Source organism: Brevibacterium sp. UBA7493, assembly GCF_002479565.1.
Classification (GTDB): domain Bacteria; phylum Actinomycetota; class Actinomycetes; order Actinomycetales; family Brevibacteriaceae; genus Brevibacterium; species Brevibacterium luteolum.
The window spans coordinates 320,146-341,042 of the sequence record NZ_DLOD01000015.1 but is presented as its reverse complement, the minus strand read 5'-3'; the positions used below and the strand labels follow the sequence as shown (position 1 = coordinate 341,042).

Here is a 20,897-nt window from a genome sequence, read left to right as displayed (position 1 = left end):
TCCTCCCGTTCAGTGCTGGATGTGTGCGAAGCCGGTGGACACCGCGCCCGAGGCGGTGGCTGGCTGGGCATGGTCCGGGTGGCCGTGTGCCGGGTGGGCGGTGTCGTGGGTGATCCGGCCGTCGGAGAGGGTGACGACCCGCGAGCAGGTCGCTGCGACCTGGGCATCGTGGGTGACCATGATGAGGGTGCGTCCGCGCTTGACGGTCGAGCGCAGGAGCACGTCGAGCACCTCGGCCGAGGTGGTGGAGTCCAGGGCGCCGGTCGGTTCATCGGCGAAGGTGACGAGCGGGTCGTTCATCTGGGAGCGGGCGATCGCCACGCGCTGCTGCTGGCCGCCGGAGAGCTGGCCGATGCGCTTGTCCAGGTGGCCTGCGAGTCCGAGGCTCTCCAGCCAGGCTGCCGCCGAGCGTTCGGCCTCGCGGCGCGGTGTCCCGTTGAGCATCGCGGCGATCGCGACGTTCTCCTTAGCAGTCAGCTCCGGCATGAGCAGGCCCTGCTGGAAGACGAACCCGAACGAGCCGCGGCGCAGGTCGGTGCGCTTGCCGGCACCGAGGCTGCTGATCTCCCGGGCCTGCCGGCCGCTGCCGGCCAAAGTCACAGCGCCGCTGGTGATGGGGATGATGCCGGCCAGGGCGTGCAGGAGTGTCGTCTTCCCCGAACCCGAGGCACCCATGACGGCCAGCGCCTCGCCCTCGGTGACATCGAGGTCGATGCCGGCCAGCGCCTGGGTCGATTGGTAGGTCTTGGTCAGTGCGTGTGCGGTGAGGATCGGAGTGTTCATGCTTCCATTTTTCGTCTCTCGACGGCTGGGAAGAATGCGGTTCTCCTGGCTTCGCGGTCAGGAAACCCCCACCATTTCTGCAACTGGCAACCCCCGCCTCGGCGGCGGTCAGCCGCGCACGTCGCTAGCTCCGACTCGGTGCGTGCCGGTCAGAGCCATCCGGGGAACGGCGTGAAAGGACGACTGTCACAGCAAGAGCGGTGACGGCTCCCACCAACGGAACGACAACCGAGACAGCTGCCAAGATGACCTTCTCCAGGTTCGTCAGTTTCGAGCGGAGGATGAATACAATTGCCGCAACCGTGATCACGGCAATGGCAATCGGAACGACGACAAAGGCAATGTCGTAGCCACGAGAGAATTCGGGATTCTCATTCAGGTGTCCAGTTTCAACCAGTTTTGATCCGAGCCACATAATCCTAGCCCCCGTTGACAACAGTCGCTTTGTTACCGCCAACTCGGAGCTCCACCCAATAGCTCTTGGAGGCCCAGCCACCTGGAGCAGTCACATTCATAGATCCTCTCGCCACGGCCTTGCCGGACCGCGACTCCTTCTTTCGAAGGATCTTGGTTTTAACATCGGTGCATGAAGCTACATAACACCTATGAATCGGCGTACTCACACCACTAATATAGTCATTTCCCTTTTGAACTAACGTGTAAGCTGCAGTGAAACTAATGTTAGCTGTTGCCGATTGTCGCAACACAGTGCATGCTCGATATGAGCGATACCCGCTTCCAGCCTTTACCTTGCACCCTTTGATGGAACCGTGAATTTCATTTCTTCCGCTAGGCACGGTAAGCCCGCCTCTTTCATTGTGCTGCGCAGCCGTTGTCTCTCCAGCAGTCTGTGCGGGACGTCCAGCTTCGAACTCTGCGTCAGTCAGTCCATCAGGAGCCGCAGGCTGCTCTAGGCTGGAAACTTCAATCGATCCATCAGCGTAGGTTTCCGTAGTTACCAAAAAGTCACCATCGCGCTGAGTCCACTTGGCGACTATCGGCAATCCGGCGGCACTTCCAATTGGCTCGTTGCGTTCAATCTTGTTGATCAGCTGGCGAGTGTCGTGCTTGCTCGCCCCCGCTTCTGCCAGAAACACCTCGGCAGCTTCTATATGGCTCTTCGTCGCATCATCAGGATTGAACGCCGACGCGGGTGCGGGGTGGGCAAGACTGAAAAGGGCAATAATAGCAGCACCGAGCACTGCGAACTTCTTCATGGGGATCCTTCGGCAGGAGGAGTAGAGGCGTTACATATTAATATCATTATATTCCGCCTATTGGAAAAGAACAAGCTTCTTTTCCGCATGTTGAAATACAATATCAGGGCGCTTCCTGAATACGATTCAGCTTTCAGTCATAAAACCATCATGCGCGCTCGCACCATGCTCGCATTGCTATAGTTACAAATTCGTTACCTTTTCACAATAACAGACAGCTATATATTGATATAGCTCACATTCGCCTTACCCGCACCTGCGTGCTCACTCATTCAACCCAACAATCTTTGAATACGTTTCCAAAGCTGTCTCTACCCCTAGCCCAATTCGACACGGTCCCACGCTCCCCAATCACGCTAGAAACGCGACAGCCGGCACGCCCTGAGAGGACGCGGCTGCAGTTATATGGTCGGGTGTGCAGCAGATCACTCCCATGCATCGGCCGCCCGTACGCCGCTGTCCGGCCGTCCAGATCCGCCAGGATCAGATCCCCACCCCGAAGGACTCGTGGCCGACATGCCGTCGACGCACCCGAATCCCCATCTCCGCTGCTTGCCCCGCGCGTTTCTCCAGCTGCTTGCCATTCTCGGTGCGCTGCTGCTGACCGGTTCGCTGTTCACCTCACCGGCCGCAGCCGCACCACCGCTGTCTGTCCCGGTCACCGCGATGTCCGCCCAGGACGATGCCGCCGGCATGCTCATCGCCGATCCGGTGACCCTGCCACCCGGCGCGACGAGCACTCGCCTGGACTTCGACCTGCCAGCTGAGTGCCGCCTCGGCGACGGTGGGCAGGTCACCTGCGATAACGGGCTGGGTGAGTTCGCGTTCACGGCGATGATCACCACCGATGCGGGGTTCACCGCACCCGAGGTAACCATCGCCGACGGCCAGGTCGAGATCATCACGACCGCAGCACCGGCCGGTGAGGGCGAGCTGCTCGTGCCGCTCTTCAGCCCCACCGGGCTCGATGTCGACGACACCGCCTCGAAGGAGATGCTGGCAGGCCTCGTGCTCGGCAACGGCACCGCCCCGGCACCGAACACGGCAGAGGCTGCCGGCAGCGCGCCGAGCCTGGCCCCGTATGCCGAGGCGATCGAGCGCCCGGAGCAGGTCACCGTTCCCAGCGACTACATACGACCCGGATCATGAGCAGAAGTCGCTGCACGACTACTGCACCTGGTCGCCCGATGAGTGGGGCAAGGCCGATTTCCGCGGACCGTGCGCCCGGCACGACATGTGCATCGAGGTCGACCTCGACCTGCCGCGCCCGGAGCGCAAGGAGCGCCGCAAGGTCTGCGACAGCACCTTCCTCGACCACCTCGTGCAGAACTGCGATTACGGCTACTACGATGCCGGCGTCAAGCGCCGCGGCTGCCGTGTGATCGCCGGACACTACTACGTCGCCGTGGCCGGAAAGACTGCGATCTCGTGACCGCACGCGAACCGGCATCCGCACCCCGGGCGGGCGCACCGCTCGGGGTGCGGATCCTGCCGCCGGTGCTCGTGGCCGCCTCGGTGGCGCTCATGTTCCTCGGCGGGACGCTGCCCAGCCGGGCCGGGCTCATCGCAGCCGACCTCGCTGCGATCGCAGCGGTGGCGGCAGCTGCGGGTCTCATCCTCATGCTGAGTCTGCGCGCCGCTCGCGAGGCGGTGGCCGGCGAGCGCTGGCTGCGGCTGGGAGTCGCCGGGGTCGCGGTGGCCGCGGCGATCGCCGCGGGCGTGGCGATCAGCATGAACATCGCCGATCCGCTCGGCATCAACTTCGCTGTGCCGATCATCTGGCTGCCGGCCTCACTCGTGCTGCTGACGACCGCGCTCATCGTCCTCGCGCTGCCCGGCGGGCCGGCGACGCGTGCGGGGAGCCTGCCGCCGCGCACTGGTTAGGGCAGCAGCAGGATGACGCCGTGCAGGAACAGGCCGACGAGCGCACCGATGACGGTGCCGTTGATGCGGATGTACTGCAGGTCCTTGCCGACGTAGAGCTCGATGCGCTCGGAGGCTTCCTTGGCGTCCCAGCCGGCGATCGTATCGGAGATGACGCTGGCGATCTCGGGACCGAAGGACTCGGCGAGGTCGCCGACGGTGATGGCGAGCCGGTTGTCGATCGCGCGGGAGAACTCGGCGTCTTCGACCATCCGGGTCGCGGTCTGGTCGAGCAGCGCCCGCAGCCGCAGGTGCACCTCGCCGGAGGTGTCGAGCACCGCTCCGCGCAGCAACCGCTTAAGCGAAGCCCACACATCGAGCACAGCTTGGACGACGCCCTCTTCGCGCAGCAGGTCGTCGATGACGTTCTCGGCCCGCTCGGCGATCGAGGTGTCCTCGCGCAGGTTGGCGGCGAGTTCGAGCAGCCACCGGTCGAGGGCCTGGCGGGCCTTGTGGTAGCGGTTGTCGCGCACATCGGCGATCCATTCGAGGACCTCGCGGCGCAGCCGGCGGGCGACTCCCTCGTTGACGAAGGACGGCACCCAGTCCGGAGCCTTCTGGGCGACGACCTCGTCGATGACCTGCGGGTTGGCCGTCAGCCACGTGTACGCCTCCCCGACGACGAGGTCGACGAGCCGGTGGTGGGCGCCGTCCTGCACGATCTCCTGGACGAGCCGGCCGAGCACCGGCGACTTGTGCGTGTCGACGAGCTTGGGCACCAGCACCTCGCGGGTCAGCGCCTCGATCGCATCATCGTCGACGCGCCTGAGCACATACTCCAGGCCCTGCCCGGCGCGGGTGACGACGATCTCCTGGTTGCCCGGCTCCTTGAGCCAGCCGCCGATGCGCGCGGTCACCTGGGCGTTGCGGATCTTCGCGGCGACGGTGACGGAGGTGAGGAAGTTCGCGGCGACGAAGTTCGACATGCTCTCGCCCAGCACGTCCTTCTTGCGCGGAATGATCGCCGTGTGCGGGATCGGCAGCCCGAGCGGGTGGCGGAACAGCGCGGTGACGGCGAACCAGTCGGCGATCGCGCCGATCATCGCCGCCTCGGAGCCGCGAGCGACGAACCCCCACACGCCGGTCAGATCGGTGAAGACATGGGTGAGGACGAAGATGCACGCCGCCAGCACGAGCAGCGCGGTCGCCAGCTGGCGCATCTTCCTCAGCGCACGCGCCCGCTCGAGGTCGCCGAAGGTGTCGTCGATGCGCGCCGGTGCGGTCGGTCCGGTGGATCCGGCCGCCGCCGAGGTGGTGGGCGAGTGAGTCATGTCCCTATTCTGACACCTCGGCCCGGGCTCCCCACCCGGAAGACACGACTGCCCGCTCTCGCCCTTGCCGCCTCGATCGCGGTGCTCGGCACCGCCTGCTCAGCACCTTCGCACAGCGGCGGATCCTCAGCAGCTGCCGGTGCAGATCAGCAGGCGGCCTCGGAATCCGCCCGCGCGCTCAGTGAGAAGATCGCCGACTCCGAACGCACCGGCCTCACCTCTCCCCCGGGCGGGCGGGTGCAGCCCGGGTGAGTTCGGCGGCAAGCCGGCAGTTCTGCTGGCTTGCCGCCGATCAGCAGATGCTGGATGACCCTCGAGCTGAGGAGTTCTGGCTGCTCGCCACGCATGGGCTCGGGCGGTGCGCACTTCATCGTCGCCGACGGCAGGGAAGTCACCACCGGCTTCACCAACACCTATCCGATGGGGTATCGGCGGAGAGAACCACCGATGTCGATGCCGGGCCGTCTATACGGTCACGGCCACCGGCTGAGGCCGGAACTCACTGCCATTCGGCAGTCTCCGGGTCCACACCTCGGGCGAAGGCGCCGGCAGCGATCACCTCGACGAGCCAGGCGGCTAAGCCGTCTGCCCGCTCGTCGTAGTGCGCGGCGAAGCGCGGGTCGCTGACGTACAGGCGCGAGATGCACACCTGCTTCTCGATGGTCATGTCGAACCACTGGCCGATCGAGGCGCGGTGCCGCTCGGCCAGCATGTTCGCCTCCTGGCTGCCGGGCTCGACTCCGCGCGTGAACGCAACGGCGAGTTCGGCCTCGAAGGCCTCAGTGTCGTCCTTTACCCGCTGCCAGTCGGCGGTGGTCATGGTCTGCTTGATCGCCTCGGACTGGGCCCATTCGTCGGTCTGGCCCCAGCGCTGCTGCGCTTCGGCCTCCCAGTCGGGGTTCCAGTTCGGGCCGAGGATCTCAGCCTGCTCGGCTGCTGTGAGCTTCTTTCCCATGGTGGTGGTCTCCATTATCCGTTCGACTGCAGAGACGACTCTCCGCAGCTGGTCGATACGTGTCAGGAGGGATGCGCGCTGCTCAGCCAGCTCGACTGCCAGGTCGATGCTCGGATCGTCGAGGATCCGGCCGATCTCTGCCAGCGGCAGGCCGAGTTCGCGGAAGATGAGCACGCGGCGCAGCCGCTGCATATCGGCTGCCGTGTAGATGCGGTAGCCGGCCCACGTGCGTTCGCTCGGGCTGGCCAGCCCGATGGCGTCCCAGTGGTGCAGCGTGCGGACGCTGACGTCGAGCAGCCTGGCGGCCGCGCCGACTGTCAGCTCCGGGGTGTGCTCGACCATTCCCTCAGTATCGTCCACATCCACCACGTTCGGCCCTGACGTCGCGTGAGGGTCAATTCAGGGGTGTGGCCGCCCGGCCCGCTGGCGGCCAAGCCCACCCCCCACACGCACTCAGGCCCCGGAACCGCGTGGGTTCCGGGGCCTGTGTGAGCTGCGTCAGCTCAGTGACGGGTCAACCAGCGGCTCAGCGCTTGCCGATGACGTCGAACTTCGCGTTCGCGGTGATCTCGTCGTGCACGCGCACGGTGGCGGTGTAGCTGCCGGGCTCCTTGACGTGGCCGGGCAGGGCGATCTGCCGGCGATCGAAGGTGGTGCCGTGTGCCTCGGAGAGTGCGTCGGCGACGAGTGCGGCGGTGACAGCGCCGAACAGGCGGTTGTTCTGTCCGGCCTTCATCTCGATCTTCGCCGAGCTGCCCTCGAGCTTCTCCTTGAGTGCGAGTGCTTCGTCGCGGTCGGCCAGCTGGCGGGCCTGGCGCGACTTGCGCAGCGACTCGATCTGCTTCTCAGCACCTGCGGACCAGGTGGTGGCCCAGCCGCGCGGGATCAGCAGGTTCCGGGCGTAGCCGGCCTTGACCTCGACGACGTCGCCGGCGGCTCCGAGGCCGTCGACTTCCTGGTTGAGAATGACCTTCTTGGTAGCCATTGTTCTACTCCCCTCGTCTTATCGGGTCGAGCCCGAGTAGGGCAGCAGCGCCATCTCGCGGGCGTTCTTGACGGCCTTGGCGATGATGCGCTGTTCCTGCACGTTGACACCAGTCACGCGACGAGCGCGGATCTTGCCGCGGTCGGAGATGAACTTGCGCAGGGTTGCGGTGTCCTTGTAGTCGATCTGGGCTGCCTCGCCGAACTTCAGCGGGTTCGCCTTCTTCTTGATGGGCTTCCGGGGATCCGGCTTTGCCATGATGTGCTCCTGTCAGAAAATCTGTTGATCAGCGGCAGGCACGCGCCTGCCGGGGTGTGATCAGAATGGTGGTTCGTCCGAGGTCGGGCTGCCCCAGCCTCCGCCGGGGTTGGCCTGCGGGTTCGAGCTGGCCCACGGGTCGTTCGACTGACCCTGGCCGCCCTGCTGCCCGCCGAAGCCGCCGGGGTTCTGTCCCCAGCCGCCGCCCTGCTGCTGACCGCCGCCTTGCTGTCCGCCACCGGAGAATCCTCCCTGGCCGCCTCCTGAGAAGCCGCCGCCGGAGAACTCCTTCTTCGTCACGTTGGCCGTGGCGTAGCGCAGGCTCGGGCCGATCTCGTCGACGTCGAGCTCGAAGACGGTCCGGCGTTCGCCTTCCTTCGTCTCGAAGCTGCGCGACTTCAGCCGGCCCTGCACAATCGTGCGGGTGCCGCGCTGCAGGGTCTCGGTGACGTTCTCAGCAAGATCCCGCCACGCGTTGCAGCGCAGGAACAGGGTCTCGCCGTCTTTCCATTCGTTGGTCTTGCGGTCGAACATGCGCGGGGTCGACGCCACTGTGAAGTTCGCGACCGCAGCCCCGTTGGGCGTGTAGCGCAGTTCGGGGTCGGCGGTGAGGTTTCCCACCACAGTGATGATCGTGTCGCCTGCCATGATGCTCCTTACAGCGTGGGGGTCAGCGGTTCCGAGCTCGGATCTGCTGGATTACTTCGCGTCGGGACGCAGGATCTTCGAGCGCAGAACGGTCTCGTTGAGGCCGAGCTGGCGGTCGAGTTCCTTGGTCGTGTCGGGCTTGGCGTGGAAGTTCACCACAACGTAGGTGCCTTCGGCCTTCTTGTTGATCTCGTAGGCGAAGCGGCGACGGCCCCACACATCGACATTGTCGACGGTTCCGCCGTCAGCGGGAACCACCTTCAGCAGCTTTTCGACAGTGGTGTCAACGGAACGGTCTTCGAGTTCCGGATCCAGAATGAGCATCAGCTCGTAATGACGCACGTGTCACCCACCTCCTCTGGTCTCAGCGGCCATGGTCGGTCCATGGCAGGAGGGTATATGCGTTGCGTCTGGCCGGGTGCGGAATCGGTCCGCAGCGGACACAGACTGGTTCAGTCTAGTGCCTTGACGCCCGCCTCGCCAGCTGAGGCGCCTGCTTCCGTACCCGAGGCGGTGGCATCCCTGCCCGCGGCGCCTGCCTCCGTGCCCGAGGCGGGACTCGCCTCAGGCTCGGGGGCCGGCTGGGGGCTGCGGTCGAGTTCGAGGGCGGCGGCGGTGATGACGGCGACGACGGCTGCCAGCCTCAGGCAGGTGAAGATGAGCAGCCAGGCTGGGGAGAGTCCCGTGCTGGCGTCGAAGGCGGTGATGTCGGAGAGGTTGACGGCGATGACGAGGGCCGCCTCGGCCAGTGCCCAGGCGATGAAGATCCAGAGCCGGCGGATGGCGAGTGCGGCAGCCGGCAGCAGCCACAGCGCGTGGGTGATCGGCGCTGAGGGCAGTGTGACGACTGCGAGTCCGAGCACCATCGTGAGTGCGGCGTACAGGTTCGGCCGGGGCCGGCGGGTGATGAAGGCGAGTGCGGCGATGACGCCGATCGCGCAGGCGGCGAGGCTGACACCTGCCAGCAGCTGCGGATCAGCGCCTTCTCCGTAGGCGAGCAGGGAGACGAGCGAGCCGCGGTCGATCGGCTGCTGCCACCACACGGACAGGCGGTGGAAGATGAGCCCGTCGATGGCGAGCACGAGGCCGACGGCGATGAGAGCCGCCCCGCCGATGGACAGCAGGTCGGAGCGCTGCCCGGCGCGCCACAGCAGCACCATGACGGTGAGCAGCGCGAGGATGCCGAGCGGGTTGATGAGTGCGGCGATGGCGAAGAGCACACCGGCCCCGGCGTTCGAGTGGGGGCCGGCCACGGTCGGGTTGAGCAGCACGAGTGCCCACACGAGGCAGGCGATGCCGACGGGGTCGAGCGACTGGCCCATCGAGAAGATGACCGCCGGGGAGATGCAGGCGACCGGCAGCCAGGCGAGTCGGCGCATGAGCACGGCAGCACCGAGCGCCATCGCGGCCACAGCGATGGTGTTGATGACGAGCAGGAGGGCCATCATGTCCCCCGCACCCAGGCCGGCACTGAGCATGAAGCCGAGTTCGACGAACCATCCGGTCACCGGGTCGAGCGCGGCAGGGGCGCCGGACGCCCGGCCGGGCCCGGCGGGGAATTCGGTGCCGGTCAGCGCATTGGCCACCGGTGAGGCGCACATCCGCGCCGAGGCGCCGGGCAGTTCGTAGCCGGGCATGCACGCCCCGTGCAGCAGGATGCCGATGCCGGCGGTGCCGAAGGCGGCCAGCATGCACATGAGTGCGGCCGCCGTCCGGAACGGCGAAGGGCCCGACGCCGCATGGGCGCCGGGCCTGCCGCCGAGCAGCGGCTCAGCAGCTCTGAGGGGAGTCACACCTGGCATGCGCCTAGGCTATCGCGCCTCACAGGATGCTGACGGTTCCCTGGCGGATGAAGCCGGGCATGATGAAGCCTGACCCTTTGAAGCCCCCGTTGTTGCCGCTGCCGGCACCCTCATTGTCACCGGGTGGGTCCGGGTTGGGATCCGGCTTCTTCGTCGGCTTCGGGTCCGGTTTCTTCGTCGGCTCGGGCTTCGGTTCCGGTTCCTTGGTCGGCTCCGGCTTCGGCTCCTCCGTAGGCTTATCGTCCTTCGGCTTGTCGTCGTCCTTGGGCTTGTCGTCCTTCGGCTTGTCCTGCGTAGTCTTCGGCTTCGGGGACGGCTTGGGCTTCGGGCGCTGGTTCGGCACGCCGGACTTCGGCTTCGGCTTCTCCACCTGCGGCAGCTTGCCACGCTTGGGGAACTGTTTGACCGGTTCGTCCTTGAGCGCGTCCTTCATGTACTTCGTCCACGTCTGGGTCGGGAACGAACCACCGGTGATCGAACCGCGGCCGCCGTAGGGACCGATCTCGACCGGATTGCCCTCTCCGTCATCGCGGAAGATCGACACCGTGGTCGTGAGGTTCGGGGTGTAACCGGCGAACCAGGCCGAGTAGTTGTCCTGCGAAGTACCGGTCTTGCCGGCTGCCGGACGGCCCAGCGTCGAGGCGTACGAGCCCGAACCACCGGTCACCACGCGCGAGAGCGCGTAGGTGGTCTCGGCCATGACGTTCTTGTCGAAGTTCCGTTTGCCCTCAGTATCGGGCTCGTAGAGCTTCTCACCCTCCGGGGTGACCGCGGCCTTGACGGTGTGCGGCGTGTGCGTGATGCCGTTGGAGGCGAACGTGTTGTAGGCCGTGGCCATGTCTTTGACCGTCGGGCTGGCGGTGCCGAGCACGTTGGCGGCGTTCTTCTCCAGGCCCTCGGTGTCCTTCGGCAGGCCGGCACGCTCAGCCACGTCGACCGTCTTCTCCGGGCCGACCTCGATATTCAGCTGCGCGTAGGCGGTGTTGACCGAGCTCTGGGTCGCCTTGAGCAGGCTGACCGGGCCGTAGCTGGCGCCGCCGTAGTTCTTCGGGCTCCAGCGGGTTCCCTCGTAGTTCATCGGGGTGCCCGAGGTGCCGGTCAGGTAGTCGGTCAGACGGTAGCCGTTCTCCAGGCCGGCCACCAGCGTGAACGGCTTGAACGTCGAACCGGCCTGGGTGATGTCCTCGGTCGCAGCACTGTGCTGGCGCTCGAGGAAGTCCTTGCCGCCGTACATCGCCACGATGCCGCCGGTCTCCGGGTCCATCGACACGAGTCCGACGTGCATGCCCTCCTTGAGCTTCGGCAGGTCCTCGACGGCCTCGATCGCCGCGTCCATCTTCTTCTTCGAGAAGGTGGTGGTGATCTCGAGCCCGCCGCGGTCGATGACCTCGTCCTCGATGCCGTTGCGCTTGAGTTCTTTGCGCACCTCATCGAGCAGATAGCCATTGGGGCCGGCGAACTGGTTGTCGGTCTGCGCGGCCCGGACCTCGGGCATCTCAGTGCTGGCGGCCTCATCCTCGGTGATGTAGCCGAGTTCGGCCATGTTCCCCAGCACATACTTGAAGCGGTCCTCGTACTTGCCGGGGTCCTCAGCCGGGTCCGCCAGACCCGGACGCTGGATCATCGCAGCCAGCAGTGCGCTTTCGGCCACGTCGAGTTCGCTGGCCGGCTTGTCGAAGTAGTTCTTCGAAGCGACCTCGATGCCGTACGACTGGCGGCCGAGGTAGATGGTGTTGAGGTAGTTGGCGAGGATCTCGTCCTTCGACAGCTCCTGGTCGATCTTGAGCGCGATGAACATCTCCTTGACCTTGCGGTCGAGGGTGCGCTCATTGGTGAGGTAGAAGTTCTTGACGTACTGCTGGGTGATCGTCGAACCGCCGCCGGCGTAATTGTCAGTGGCCACACCGATGACCGCACGCGACAGGCCCTTGATGGAGATGCCGCGGTTCTCGTAGAAGCTGTTGTCCTCAGCGGCGATGGCCGCCTGCTGCATCGGTGTCGAGATCTTGTCGATCGTGACGTTCTTGCGGTCCTCGGTCTTGAAGGACCCGAGCACGGTCTCGCCGTCGTCGTAGTACACCGTCGAGGTCTGTCCGGCGGCTTCCTTGTTCGGTTCGGGGACGTCGGTGACGGCATAACCGATGCTGAAGAGGCCGATGACGACGACGCAGGCGGTGAGGATGCCGACGCCGATGAGCCGCAGCGAGGGCAGCCAGCGAGTCCAGCCGGTCACGCCCTGGCGCGGATAGTTGAGCAGGCCTTTGTTCACGTTCCGGCGCGCGCTTCGGCTCGCCTTCGGTGCGGTTTTGGCCACAGATCCCCCAAGAGTGAGTGTGCGGTGTGTCGATTCAGCCAAACATTCAAAGATTGGAAGTCGATGAAGATCACCTGACGCCGGTCACAGCGCAGGCAGGCCGCATGCGCGTGCTTGTCCGAATCGCACTGCATGTGACCTGCAATTTTAGCGCACAACCCGACGCACCGACCAGACCATGGGTCATCTGATCGGTGCGCCGGGACGTGAGCAATCACACGTCGGCAGGGCAGGGATGCTCAGCTGGCAGCCGGTTCCTCAGCCCTTGAGGTCGGGGAAGTCAGTGTCGGCCCACTCCTGATGCTCGACCGTCGTCCCGCCCTCGAACGGGTGGAGTTCGCGTTCGCGGGCACGCAGCTCGACACGGCGGATCTTGCCCGAGATCGTCTTCGGCAGCTCGGTGAATTCGATGCGCCGGATCCGCTTGTAGGGGGCGAGGTTCTCGCGGCAGAAGCGCAGGATGTCCTTGGCGGTGTCGGCATCGGGTCGCCAGCCGGCGGTGAGCACGACATAGGCCTTCGGCACCGCCAGGCGCACCGGGTCCGGGGACGGCACGACGGCGGCTTCGGCGACGGCTTCGTGTTCGATGAGCACGCTTTCGAGTTCGAAGGGCGAGAGCCGGTAGTCGCTGGCCTTGAACACGTCATCGGCGCGGCCCACATAGGTGATGTAGCCCTCGGCATCGCGGCTGGCGACGTCGCCGGTGTGGTAGACGCCGTCGGCGAACGCCTCGGCGGTCTTGGCCTCGTCTCCCCAGTAGCCCTGGGTCAGGCCGGCTGGACGGGGATCGAGCTGCAGGCAGATCTCCCCCTCATCACCGATCTCCCCGGTCGCCGGGTCACGCAGGATGACGTCGTAGCCGGGCAACGGCTTGCCCATCGAGCCGTAGACGATCGGCTCCCCGGGCGGGTTGCCGATCTGCAGGGTCGTCTCGGTCTGGCCGAAGCCGTCGCGGATGTCGACGTTCCAGTGCTTCTTGACCCGGTCGATGACCTCGGGGTTGAGCGGCTCACCGGCGCCGAGCGCCTTGACCGGCGGGTTCGTCAGCTGGGACAGGTCGGCCTGGATGAGCATCCGCCACACCGTCGGCGGGGCGCAGAAGCTCGTGACGCCCACCCGGCCCATCGTCTCCATCATCGCTGTCGCATCGAAGCGAGTGTAGTTGTACAGGAACACGCAGGCTTCGGCGATCCACGGGGTGAAGATGTTCGACCAGGCGTGCTTGGCCCAGCCGGGTGAGGCGACGTTGAGGTGGATGTCGCCGGGCTCGAGGCCCATCCAGTACATCGTCGACAGGTGGCCGACCGGGTACGAGGTGTGGGTGTGGGCGACCATCTTCGCTTTCGAGGTCGTGCCCGAGGTGAAGTACAGCAGCAGCAGGTCATCGGCCGGGGTCGGGCCGTCGGGTTCGAAGGTCTCGGGGAAATCCGCAGCCGAGGTGTAGGCGAGGTCGTTCTCGCGGGCCGGCTCGGCGCCGACGACGATCCGGGTGAGGTCGACGTCGACCTCGTCGAACTTCGCGGCATCGGCGGCACCGGCGATGACGAAGGAGGCTTCTCCGCGTTCGGCGCGGTCGGTCAGGTCGATGGGGCCCAGCTGGGTGGTCGTCGGCAGCAGCACGGCGCCGAGCTTGATCCCGGCGAGCATCGACTCCCACAGCTCGACCTGGTTGCCGAGCATCACCATGACGTGGCTGCCGCGGGTGACACCGGCAGCGCGGAGCATGTTGGCCACCTGGTTCGAGCGGCGGGAGAGCTGGGAGAAGCTGTAGATGTTCTCCGTGCCGTCCTGTTCGCAGATCCACAGGGCCGGCTTGTCGTTGTTCTCAGCGATGGCGTCGAACCAGTCGAGGCCGAAGTTGAAGTGCTCGAAGTGCGGCCACTGGAATTCGTCCTTTGCCTGTGCGTAGTCCAGGCGCAGCTCCAGCAGCCGGTCGCGTGCCGCCCGATACTGTTCGGTCACGGTCGTCATGGTGCCTCCTCACGGCGTGTCCCATTCATTGGTCTCAAGGTAACAGGCGCCTGTGGCAGTCAGGTGAACCGGGTCACATTGCAGTCGTCTGGCGCAGCTCGATCAGCTCGCGCAGCCCGGTGGACACCGTCTGCCGAGCTCGGCTCTCAGGCGTCGGTGTCCTGTTCGGCCCACCACTGGCGCAGCACCTCTTCGGCGCGCTGCGCACCGAGCGGGCCGTGCTCCATCCGCTGGGCGAGCAGGAACTCATATGCCTGCCCGACGGCTGGGCCGGGGCTGATGCCGAGGATGTCCATGATCTGCCGGCCGTCGAGGTCCGGGCGCACGGCGTCGAGCTTCTCGCGTTCGGCCAGCTTCTCGATCCGGTGCTCGAGGTCGTCGTAGGCGTGGGCGAGGCGTTCGGCCTTGCGCCGGTTGCGGGTGGTGACATCGGAGCGGGTGAGGATGTGCAGGCGGGTGAGCAGCTCACCGGCATCGGTGACGTAGCGGCGCACTGCCGAGTCGGTCCAGCCGGCATCGCCGTAACCGTAGAAGCGCAGGTGCAGTTCGACGAGCCGGCTGACGGCCTTCGTCGTGGCCTTGTCGAAGCGCAGCGCCTTCATCCGCTTACGCGTCATCTTCGCTCCGACGACATCGTGGTGGTAGAAGGTCACCGCACCGTCAGGGGTGAATCGGCGGGTCGAGGGCTTGCCGATGTCGTGCATGAGGGCAGCGAACCGGACGATGAAATCAGGCACGGCGATGCGCTGGGTGTCCTCGGCGACCGCAGTGACCGGCCCGGCAGGCGCGTCCTGTGCCCCGGCGCCCTCCGCCCCGGGCGCGGCGCCCGGCGGCGTGGACTCTGCCTGCTCGGCAGTCTTCTCAGTGCCGGTCTTCTCGGCGGCGGTCTTCTCGGCGGCCGCCGCGGCCTGGCGGGCGGCGTAGACAGCCTCGAGGTCGACGGCCTGGTCGAGGACGGTAAGGCTGTGCTGGTAGACGTCCTTGTGCCGGTGATGCTCGTCGCGTTCGAGCTGCATGTCGGTGACCTCGGGCAGGATCCGCGCGGCGATCCCGGTCTCGACGAGCAGTTCGATGCCGGCCCGCGGCCGGATCCCGCAGATGAGCTTGACGAGTTCGTCGCGGACGCGCTCAGCGGAGATGATGTCGATGCGCTCAGCCATCTGGGTCATCGCCTCACGCACCTCAGCGTCGACGCCGAAGCCGAGCTGGGAGACGAAGCGGGCGGCGCGCATCATGCGCAGCGGGTCATCGGAGAAGCTGTCGACGGCCTTGCCCGGCGTGCGCACAAGCCCGTTCGTCAGGTCGGCGAGCCCGCCGAAGGGGTCGACGAAGACGCGCTCGGGCAGCCGGACGGCCATCGCCCCGATCGTGAAGTCCCGGCGGACGAGGTCGTCATCGAGGTCGTCGCCGAAGGCCACCGTCGGCTTGCGAGAATCCGGGTCATAGGCCTCGGCGCGGTAGGTGGTGATCTCGATCTGCAGCTCGTCCTTGAGCAGGCCGATGGTGCCGAACGCCCGGCCGATCTCCCACACCGCATCAGCCCACGGATTCACGATCGCCAGGATCGCATCCGGGTCGGCATCGGTGGTGAAGTCGAGATCGGGCATCGGCCGGCCGAGCAGCCCGTCGCGCACCGAACCGCCGACGAGGGCGAGCTCCCGGCCGGCGGCGGAGAACATCTCAGCCAGGGGGCCGAGGATGTGCTCGTGCGCGTCAAGGGCGGCGAGCAGGCGTGCATGGGCGTCGGCCAGGGACACGTGATCTCCATTCGAGGGGGTCAGTTCAGCATAAGGTTATCGTCAGGTTGCGGATATACAGTAGAAGGTATGCCTCGACCATTGCCGAAGCCGGGGGTCATGCCGGCGCGTTCGAACACCGTGGAGGAGGTCTCCGCGGGCGGCGTCATGGTCGACTTCGATTCGCCCACCTTCGAGGTGGCGATCATCGCACGCATCAACCGGGCCGGCAGGCTCGAATGGTGTCTGCCGAAGGGTCACCTGGAGCTCGGCGAGACACCCGCCCAGGCGGCCCGTCGCGAGGTCGCTGAGGAGACCGGCGTGCACGGCGATGTCGTCACCACCCTCGGCAGCGTCGACTACTGGTTCTCCGTCGGCGGCTACCGCATCCACAAGCTCGTCCACCATTTCCTGCTGCGCGCCACCGGCGGCTACCTCACCGTCGTGAACGACCCGGACCAGGAGGCCGTCGACGCCGCCTGGATCCCGCTTGATGCGCTGCCGGAGCACCTGTCCTTCGCCAATGAGCGGCGCATCGTCGCCGCTGCCCGCTCCGTGCTGCCGTACTACCACTCCGTCATCCAGTCGACGTGATCTCCGCCCGCCACCTGCCCCACCCGCGCCGCTGTGCGGCGCTGGCTGCTGTCTGCACCCTCATCGCGGTGCTGCTGGGCACCGGAGTGCCCACCGCCTCGGCGACGGCCGCCGGCACCCAGCCGAGCTTCCCCTCCCCCGTCCCGGCAGCACCCGGAGACGGTACGGACGAGGAGACTGCGGGGTCGCCCGGAGCCAGCGACACCGCCGCAGCCGGAGTGGAGCTGGCCTTCGACGAGATCAGCCCGGTTGTCACAGCCGAGGGCACGCTGACGATCAAGGGCCGGATCATCAACTCCAGTGCCGTGGAGATCCCCGAGCCGCGCGTGGACTTCCGCATCAGCCGTCGGGTGCTCGACTCCCGCGATGCGATCAACGAGTGGAAGGACCAGCCGGCGCGCTACCGGCAGCTCGGCGACACCGCCTCCGCGGCTGCCCAGCAGGACACCGCCGGTGGCGCCGAGGACGCCGACAACGCCCCGAGGATGGACATCGAGACGCTGCCGGAGTCAGTCGCGCCCAAGAGCGAGGCGGCGTTCACCCTCACCGCCGATGCCGAGACGCTCGGGCTGCCGCGCAGCCAGCCGCTGACCTCGTGGGGGGCCTACGGGCTGGCCGTCAAGCTCAGCAGCGAAGCAGCAGCAGCCAGCGCGCAGCCGTCGCTGTCACTGACCCGCACCGCCTTCACCACCTGGTATCCCGATCCGCAGCTGCTGCCGAGCAAGGTGACGTTCCTCGTGCCGGTCACGCTGCCGGGCTTCGACCCCAGCGGGCAGGTCGCAGCCGACACGCTCGAGCAGGCCGCCGGTCCCGAGGGGCAGCTCACCTCGGCATTGGCCGCCGTCACTGCCGCTGACGAGGTGGCCCTCGCCATCGACCCGCGGCTCATCGGCAGCATCGAGGACGTGCTCGGCGTCGACCGCCCAGAGGCCGGCCCAGACGATGGAGCCGGCGATCCCGCTGACGACGGCACCGAGGAGGGCACTGAGGAGAGTACTGAAAAGGGCGCGGATCCGGACGAACCGGGCGCAGCACCGGCGGACGAGACGCCCGCTGATGCCACCGAGGCCCCAGAGGGTGACGACGGCGAGGAGACCACTGCCCCCGGTGAAGACACCAGCGGTGAGCAGACCGCGCCAGCGCCGAGCCCGCAGGCCGATCGCTACCCGCAGCTGAATGAGTGGTACACCTCCTTCATCGCCGCCGCCGAACAGCGCACCGTCATCGCCCTGCCCTACGCTGATGCCGACCTCACCGCGCTGGCCGCCGCCGAAGAGCCGGAACTCGCACGCGCGGCCGAAGCCGCCGCCGATGACCTGCGGGCCACACTGCCCGAAGCCCGCACCGACATCACCTGGCCGGCTTCCGGCAGCCTCACCCCCGACTTCGCCGAACGCGCCGCACAGGCTGGGGCGAAGACGATGCTCGTCTCCGACATCCAGCAGCCGAGCGTGCGCAGCTACACCTCCTCAGCCCCCTCCACCCTGCCGGTCGGTGAGGATCAGCACGGCCTCAACTCCCTGGCCGTCGACACCGGCCTGTCGGAGGCCGCCGAACTCGCCGGCCATGACGACACACGCGTGCTCGGGCTCAGCGAGCTCATCGCCGAAAGCTCGGCGATCACCACCGAGCGGCCGTTCGACCCGCGCAGCCTGCTCATCACCCTCCCCCGCCGGGCCGCCGACCCGCACTGGGCCGAGGCGATCAGGCAGACCGCGGCAGCACCGTGGATCGACCTGCAGAGCCTGGCGGACCTGAGCGAATCCGAACCGGTCCAGCGCGCCCCGCTGACCGAACCCACCCGCGAGGCCGGGGATCGGGCCGCCGGTCTGAACCGCCTCGGCGAGGTGCACTCCACCGGCGCTGAGGCGTCGACCGCCTTCGCCGATCCCGAGGCGGTGGCCACCCGCCTGAGCCGGGCCACCCTGACGTGCACGTCGACGGCCTGGGGTGAGACGGCCAATGACGGCGGCTTCTCCTCCTGTGTCGACGCGGCCGCCGATGAGGTCAGCTCACTCACCGGCGGGGTGAAGCCCGAGGAGGGCTCGGCTGTGCTGCTGGTGACCGGTGAGAAGACGACGATCCCGGTGCGCATCGACAATACGACCGCCGAGTCCGCCCATGTCATGGTCCGGGTGGTGCCGGCGACCCCGCAGCTGCGCACGCAGGTGTCCGAACCGGTCGTCGTCAGCCCCGGTGAGCAGGCCCGCGTCGAGGTCCCGGTCGAAGGATTGGCCAATGCCGATGTGCAGACCCGCATCGAACTCGTCGCCGCCACCCCGCCCGGCGACAGCGATTCCACAGCCACGACGGAAACCGGTCCGGGCCCGGCGGCGGCTGCCGGGCATTTCGTGCTGCCGGAGACGACCTCGCTGACGGTGCGCGTGCGCACCGACTGGGAGAACATCGGGGCTGCGGTGATCGGGGCCGGTCTCGTCATCGTGCTGCTCATCGGCCTGTATTCGTCTGTCTCCCGCGGACGGCGTAAGATTCCCAAGAGCCAGCTGGACGCCGCCGTCGCGCGAGCGCACGAGAACGACCCGGGCTGATTCGATCCCCGCGCGCGACCAACGCGCCAACGCCCCTGAGACCGGCAAGGAGCCGCATTGTCCTCCACCGACCCCTCCGAGACCGCACCGGACCGCGCCGCTGACGCGCACGCGGCCGGCGGTGCCGGCAGCACCGCAGCCGGCGCTGTGACTCCGGAGACGGCCGGGCACCCGGAAGCCGAAGCCACCGCCGAGGCGCCGGGCGGGGGTGCGAAGCTGAGCTCGCTGGCGAAGTCCTCAGCGATCATGACCGCCGGCACTCTCGTGTCGCGGGTGCTCGGATTCGTCAAAGCCGGCATGCTCGCCTTGGCGATCGGCGTCACCTACGGCGGGGTCGCTGACGCCTTCGACGTGGCGAACAAGGTGCCGAACAACCTGTACATGCTGCTCGCCGGCGGCATCCTCAATGCGGTCCTCGTCCCCCAGATCGTGCGCGCCACCCGGCGGCCCGACGGCGGGAGGGACTTCACCAACCGGCTGCTGACTCTGGCGATCCTCATCCTGTTCGGCGTCACCGTGCTCGCCACGGCCGCCGCTCCCCTGCTCGTGCGCGTGTACTCCTCGTCGACCTGGAGCAGCGAGCAGACCGCCCTGGCGGTGGCGTTCGCGTTCTGGTGCCTGCCGCAGATCTTCTTCTACGGCCTGTACACGATGCTCGGGCAAGTCCTCAACGCCCACTCGTCGTTCGGGCCGTACATGTGGGCGCCGGTCATCAACAACCTCGTCTCCGTCGCCGGGCTCGGCATCTTCATCGCCCTCTTCGGCACCGGTGAGTACGGTGAGCACGCGATCGACACCTGGGACGTCACCAAGATCGCCGTGCTCGCCGGATCCGCCACCCTGGGCGTCGTCTGCCAGGCGCTCGTGCTGATCTGGCCGCTGCGTCGCATCGGCTTCCGCTTCACCCCGACCTTCGGGTTCCGCGGTGTCGGCCTCGGCACCGCCGGCAAGGTCGCCTCCTGGACCTTCGGTGCGGTGCTCATCGGCCAGCTCGGCTTCATCGTCATCTCGCAGGTCGCCTCTCTGGCCTCAGCGACCGCCGACAGCGGCCCGAGCCCATCGAACGCCGCCTACACGTACAGCTACCTCATCTTCATGCTCCCCCATTCGCTCATCGCGGTGTCGCTGGCGACCGCACTGTTCACCTCGATGAGCACCTCGGCTGCCGACCGCGACACCGAGGCGGTGCGCGCCTCCTTCGGCCTCGGCGTCCGGCTCGTCGGCTTCGTCAACGTCTTCGCCACCGTCGCCTTCATGACACTCGGCGCCCAGACAGCGATGGTCCTCGCCCGCGGCTCGGTCGAGCAGGCCGTCTCGCTCAGCGTCGTCATCGCCGCCATGATCCTCGGACTCGTCCCGTTCTCGGCCAACTACCTGTTACAGCGGGTGTTCTACGCCTATGAGGACGCCCGCACCCCGTTCTGGGTGCAGGTCCCGCAGGTCGCCCTCACCTCCGCCGGGGTCATCGCGTCTGGCCTGCTGCTGCCCAAGCACTACATCGTCGCCGGCATCGGCCTGTCGATGAGCCTGGGCTACGGTCTCGCCTGCCTCATCAGCGCCTGGCTGCTGCGCCGCCGCCTGCACCACCTCGGGACCAAGCGGATCCTGCTGGCCCACCTGAAGTTCGTCATCGCCGGTGCGCTGGCCGGCATCGTCGGCGTGTTCATCGTCCGCGCGATCGGCACCGATGCCTGGGACACCCGGACGACCGCGTTCATCACGATCGCGTGGGTCGGGCCGGTCATGCTTGCGGTCTATCTGGTCGTCTGCTGGATCCTCCGTGTGAGCGAGCTGCGCAGCCTTGCCGAGACTGTCCGGCGGAAATTGAAGCGCTAGACTGAGAAGCGAAGGACTATTCGCCCTGCACAGCTCACCTGTGCAGCGCATTCAC

The 20,897-nt window shown here is 67.0% G+C and carries 19 protein-coding genes; 7 read left to right on the top strand and 12 right to left on the bottom strand.

All coding sequences use genetic code 11. The features are described from left to right. Nucleotides 1-9 precede the first annotated feature (9 nt). Complete coding sequence (locus tag B4E96_RS10380) at nt 10-783, bottom strand: ABC transporter ATP-binding protein (RefSeq protein WP_191725229.1); 774 nt, start codon at nt 781-783, stop codon at nt 10-12. Between the two features lie 419 nt (nt 784-1,202). After that, nucleotides 1,203-2,000, bottom strand: a complete 798-nt coding sequence (locus B4E96_RS10375) for a hypothetical protein (RefSeq protein ID WP_286957467.1) — start codon at nt 1,998-2,000, stop codon at nt 1,203-1,205. 552 nt (nt 2,001-2,552) lie between these two features. Between B4E96_RS10375 and B4E96_RS10370 the strand changes: the two genes are divergently transcribed. The 3 genes from B4E96_RS10370 to B4E96_RS10360 are packed head-to-tail and all read left to right on the top strand — an operon-like array spanning nt 2,553 to nt 3,884. Next, nucleotides 2,553-3,149 (top strand): hypothetical protein, encoded by a 597-nt coding sequence (locus B4E96_RS10370; RefSeq protein WP_191725227.1) that lies wholly within the window; start codon nt 2,553-2,555, stop codon nt 3,147-3,149. Further along, the gene (locus tag B4E96_RS10365) at nt 3,082-3,432 is read left to right on the top strand and encodes a phospholipase A2 (protein ID WP_191725226.1); all 351 of its coding nucleotides are present in this window, start codon (nt 3,082-3,084) and stop codon (nt 3,430-3,432) included. The genes B4E96_RS10370 and B4E96_RS10365 overlap by 68 nt, the downstream gene beginning before the upstream one ends. Continuing rightward, on the top strand, nt 3,429-3,884 hold the full coding sequence (locus B4E96_RS10360; RefSeq protein WP_286957465.1) for a hypothetical protein: 456 nt from the start codon (nt 3,429-3,431) through the stop codon (nt 3,882-3,884). The genes B4E96_RS10365 and B4E96_RS10360 overlap by 4 nt, the downstream gene beginning before the upstream one ends. Here the strand turns inward: B4E96_RS10360 and B4E96_RS10355 are convergent. Beyond that, the gene (locus B4E96_RS10355; protein WP_286957463.1) at nt 3,881-5,194 is read right to left on the bottom strand and encodes a DUF445 domain-containing protein; all 1,314 of its coding nucleotides are present in this window, start codon (nt 5,192-5,194) and stop codon (nt 3,881-3,883) included. The genes B4E96_RS10360 and B4E96_RS10355 overlap by 4 nt on opposite strands. Here B4E96_RS10355 and B4E96_RS10350 point away from each other — a divergent pair. Beyond that, on the top strand, nt 5,186-5,446 hold the full coding sequence (locus tag B4E96_RS10350; protein WP_146004384.1) for a hypothetical protein: 261 nt from the start codon (nt 5,186-5,188) through the stop codon (nt 5,444-5,446). The genes B4E96_RS10355 and B4E96_RS10350 overlap by 9 nt on opposite strands. Before the next feature lie 247 nt (nt 5,447-5,693). Here B4E96_RS10350 and B4E96_RS10345 read toward each other — a convergent pair whose 3' ends face one another. The 9 genes from B4E96_RS10345 to B4E96_RS10305 all read right to left on the bottom strand — a co-directional run bounded on the left by B4E96_RS10345 (nt 5,694) and on the right by B4E96_RS10305 (nt 15,884). Continuing rightward, nucleotides 5,694-6,509: a MerR family transcriptional regulator gene (locus tag B4E96_RS10345; protein ID WP_286957462.1), complete on the bottom strand. Its 816-nt coding sequence runs from the start codon at nt 6,507-6,509 to the stop codon at nt 5,694-5,696. 166 nt (nt 6,510-6,675) lie between these two features. Further along, nucleotides 6,676-7,134: a 50S ribosomal protein L9 gene (gene rplI / locus B4E96_RS10340; protein ID WP_259854856.1), complete on the bottom strand. Its 459-nt coding sequence runs from the start codon at nt 7,132-7,134 to the stop codon at nt 6,676-6,678. A gap of 18 nt (nt 7,135-7,152) precedes the next feature. Continuing rightward, nucleotides 7,153-7,392: a 30S ribosomal protein S18 gene (rpsR, locus tag B4E96_RS10335; RefSeq protein WP_102162491.1), complete on the bottom strand. Its 240-nt coding sequence runs from the start codon at nt 7,390-7,392 to the stop codon at nt 7,153-7,155. A gap of 60 nt (nt 7,393-7,452) precedes the next feature. After that, a complete protein-coding gene (locus B4E96_RS10330) occupies nt 7,453-8,040 on the bottom strand; it encodes a single-stranded DNA-binding protein (protein WP_102162492.1) in 588 nt (195 codons plus the stop codon). Nucleotides 8,041-8,091: 51 nt separating this feature from the next. Next, complete coding sequence (rpsF, locus tag B4E96_RS10325) at nt 8,092-8,382, bottom strand: 30S ribosomal protein S6 (protein WP_102162493.1); 291 nt, start codon at nt 8,380-8,382, stop codon at nt 8,092-8,094. A gap of 110 nt (nt 8,383-8,492) precedes the next feature. After that, nucleotides 8,493-9,842 (bottom strand): hypothetical protein, encoded by a 1,350-nt coding sequence (locus B4E96_RS10320; protein ID WP_286957460.1) that lies wholly within the window; start codon nt 9,840-9,842, stop codon nt 8,493-8,495. A gap of 19 nt (nt 9,843-9,861) precedes the next feature. Further along, nucleotides 9,862-12,111, bottom strand: a complete 2,250-nt coding sequence (locus tag B4E96_RS10315; RefSeq protein ID WP_259854859.1) for a transglycosylase domain-containing protein — start codon at nt 12,109-12,111, stop codon at nt 9,862-9,864. A 303-nt stretch (nt 12,112-12,414) separates the two neighbouring features. Beyond that, complete coding sequence (locus B4E96_RS10310; protein WP_286957458.1) at nt 12,415-14,127, bottom strand: AMP-binding protein; 1,713 nt, start codon at nt 14,125-14,127, stop codon at nt 12,415-12,417. Between the two features lie 146 nt (nt 14,128-14,273). Next, nucleotides 14,274-15,884: an HDIG domain-containing metalloprotein gene (locus B4E96_RS10305; RefSeq protein ID WP_414632692.1), complete on the bottom strand. Its 1,611-nt coding sequence runs from the start codon at nt 15,882-15,884 to the stop codon at nt 14,274-14,276. 69 nt (nt 15,885-15,953) lie between these two features. Between B4E96_RS10305 and B4E96_RS10300 the strand changes: the two genes are divergently transcribed. Genes B4E96_RS10300 through murJ form a run of 3 tightly spaced genes read left to right on the top strand, consistent with a single transcriptional unit; the run spans nt 15,954 to nt 20,842 of the window. Then, entirely contained in the window at nt 15,954-16,457 is a 504-nt protein-coding gene (locus B4E96_RS10300; RefSeq protein ID WP_259854861.1) for an NUDIX hydrolase, read from the top strand. Then, a complete protein-coding gene (locus B4E96_RS10295) occupies nt 16,454-19,006 on the top strand; it encodes a DUF6049 family protein (RefSeq protein WP_286957457.1) in 2,553 nt (850 codons plus the stop codon). Before B4E96_RS10300 ends, B4E96_RS10295 begins: the two co-directional genes overlap by 4 nt. A gap of 57 nt (nt 19,007-19,063) precedes the next feature. Beyond that, nucleotides 19,064-20,842 carry a murein biosynthesis integral membrane protein MurJ gene (murJ, locus tag B4E96_RS10290; protein WP_275587849.1) on the top strand — a complete coding sequence of 593 codons (1,779 nt, stop codon included), beginning with the start codon at nt 19,064-19,066 and terminating at the stop codon, nt 20,840-20,842. Nucleotides 20,843-20,897 lie beyond the last annotated feature (55 nt).

Bases quoted from the DNA above. Each gene is read 5' to 3' on its own strand.
- B4E96_RS10300 (WP_259854861.1), top strand. From the start codon at position 15,954: ATGCCTCGACCATTGCCGAAGCCGGGGGTCATGCCGGCGCGTTCGAAC.
- B4E96_RS10310 (WP_286957458.1), bottom strand. From the start codon at position 14,127: ATGACGACCGTGACCGAACAGTATCGGGCGGCACGCGACCGGCTGCTG.
- rpsR (WP_102162491.1), bottom strand. From the start codon at position 7,392: ATGGCAAAGCCGGATCCCCGGAAGCCCATCAAGAAGAAGGCGAACCCG.
- B4E96_RS10355 (WP_286957463.1), bottom strand. From the start codon at position 5,194: ATGACTCACTCGCCCACCACCTCGGCGGCGGCCGGATCCACCGGACCG.
- B4E96_RS10320 (WP_286957460.1), bottom strand. From the start codon at position 9,842: ATGCCAGGTGTGACTCCCCTCAGAGCTGCTGAGCCGCTGCTCGGCGGC.
- rplI (WP_259854856.1), bottom strand. From the start codon at position 7,134: ATGGCTACCAAGAAGGTCATTCTCAACCAGGAAGTCGACGGCCTCGGA.
- B4E96_RS10375 (WP_286957467.1), bottom strand. From the start codon at position 2,000: ATGAAGAAGTTCGCAGTGCTCGGTGCTGCTATTATTGCCCTTTTCAGT.
- B4E96_RS10365 (WP_191725226.1), top strand. From the start codon at position 3,082: ATGCCGAGGCGATCGAGCGCCCGGAGCAGGTCACCGTTCCCAGCGACT.
- B4E96_RS10380 (WP_191725229.1), bottom strand. From the start codon at position 783: ATGAACACTCCGATCCTCACCGCACACGCACTGACCAAGACCTACCAA.
- B4E96_RS10330 (WP_102162492.1), bottom strand. From the start codon at position 8,040: ATGGCAGGCGACACGATCATCACTGTGGTGGGAAACCTCACCGCCGAC.